The organism is Microcystis aeruginosa LEGE 91341, from assembly GCF_015206885.1.
GTDB lineage: Bacteria > Cyanobacteriota > Cyanobacteriia > Cyanobacteriales > Microcystaceae > Microcystis > Microcystis aeruginosa_H.
In genome coordinates this window covers 1-2,002 of the sequence record NZ_JADEXY010000254.1, presented here as the reverse complement: position 1 = coordinate 2,002, position 2,002 = coordinate 1, and the positions used below count along the sequence as shown (strand labels likewise).

1 protein-coding gene is annotated in these 2,002 nt (G+C 49.6%); it reads right to left on the bottom strand.

Annotated elements, in window-relative coordinates:
- Positions 1–163 precede the first annotated feature (163 nt).
- Positions 164–1,678 carry an energy transducer TonB gene (locus IQ234_RS20665; protein ID WP_193958449.1) on the bottom strand — a complete coding sequence of 505 codons (1,515 nt, stop codon included), beginning with the start codon at positions 1,676–1,678 and terminating at the stop codon, positions 164–166.
- Positions 1,679–2,002 lie beyond the last annotated feature (324 nt).

Sequence of the window (2,002 nt, the reverse complement as noted above, 5' to 3'; positions counted from 1 at the left end):
CCCCTTATCAAGGGGGATCCCCCCGCCTATCGGCACCCCCCTTATCAAGGGGGGCAGGGGGGATCGAATCATTGACTAGGAAGATGAGAGTTTTTTTCAGTAATCAGTGAACTTAAAACTCACATCTGATAACTGATTACTGATTACTGATAACTGAAAAGGCCTAACTTTCTGGTTCAGTTTTAGCTTCCGCCGGCGGACCGGGGGGCAAAGCTTCCTCGCTGACGGGTTGAGGATTTTGGCTAGTGGGGGGACTAGCGGGGGAAACCTCCGTCTGATTGAGAGCGGGGGGTTGGGAAGAAGTTTCCGGGGCTTTTTCCTCGATTATCGCTTCTTTGGGCGGTTCTTGCTGGGTTGGGGCCAGATTTGTCCCTGTGGTTGCGGGTGGCTTGACGTTATCCGGTTGGGGACTAACGGCGGGTTGCGAGGTTTGATTAGGACGAAGCGGGGTTCCAATTGCCGGCGTTACGGGGGCAGCATTACGGGTATTGAGGTTACTACCCTCTGGTTTTGGGGGATTAGCGATCGCATCTCGGCACACTTCCGGGTTAGGGGCAAAACTGACGCGCACCTGATAGATTCTCGACTCACCACTGGGATTATTAAAGCGAGTTGAGCGCACTTCCCTAGCCCCCTGTTGATTGAAAATCGGGAAGCCGGCACTTTTAATTAACTGGGGTTCACTGCTGAGACGGCCTTGAGCATCCACCGTCACCCCATAAACCGCCGTCCCCGCTAATTGACGGGAACAAGCCGTGGCGGGATAGTTACCGGTCAAATTGACGGTAGTTATGCCTCCGCTGCCCTGATTGGGCTGATTTAGTTCATTTAAGGCGTTAGGATTGGTTTTTTGGACTCTGGCCAGCCAATCCACCTGATTTCTCATGGCCTCCTCGTTACTGGTATTGCTTTTGTCCGCCTCCAGGGAGCGCAAACGTTCCCGCATTTCCCACATTAATTGTTGACGACGCTGATCATCGAGGGGAGATTGACCATTCGGCTCTGACGTGCGGGCTAAGGAATTGTTTAATTGTTCCTGTGCCTGTTGCGATGCACTACGGGGCGAATTTCGCAATCTATCTAAAGTTAGATTATCTTGGTAGGGATCAAAGTAAGGCCGGATCTGCTGGTTATTAGTCTCCCTCGGCAGATTATTATTCTCTGGCAGGGTGGGAACAGAAGGAGGACTGGGTAAACTGGGGGTAGAAGTGGGAAAATTGCGAGGAACCGGTAATCTACCCAGAGAGGGGATAGATGCCACGGGAGGAGAATAGATATTGACGGAGGGTAAAGAGGAGAGGGGAGGTAAAGCAGGTAAGGAAGGTAAAGGGGGAAGGGAAGAAACCGAGGGTAAAGGAGGTAAGGTGCTGTTATGGATACCATCCATTGAGGGGAGAGGAGGCAAAGAGGAAGAGGACGAATTGGGGTTAGGCAGTCCGGGTAAGCTGGACAGGGAGGAGTCGAGACTGGGAAGACGTGATTGCTCTAGAGGGTTCAATTCAATCAGATTGACGTTGCGTAACTCCTTTTTTGGCTCCTGTACTGGATTATTGAGGAAATTAGGTAAGATAATCGCTAAAAGCAGGCCATGAATACCAAGAGAAGCGGCGAACGAGAGATTATTAGAGTTAATTAGTTTATTTTCTTCGGTTTCTAGACCAAAATAGGAGGATGTCATAATCTAGTTAATTGAGCAGAGCCTGGAGGGGGAAAGTTAACTCTATTCTAATCGTCAGGGCGATTTTTTTTCTTGAGGGCGGGGAATTCATCGGCAATAGGCAATGGGCAAAAGTATGGGGACTTTGTCTCGGAGTCTCCTTCCCTACTTAGGGCTGGCTGAATGAATCTAAAAACCTTGTTGGGTAAGACTTTTAGACTTTTTGTCAATCAAAAAGTATCAGTTCTGGGAGTGGTCGGGGGAAAATTCCTAGACTTTTTCTCTGAAAATTAGGTAATTGACCAGATGAGAATCGGTAAAAACCTACACCCCACACCCCACACC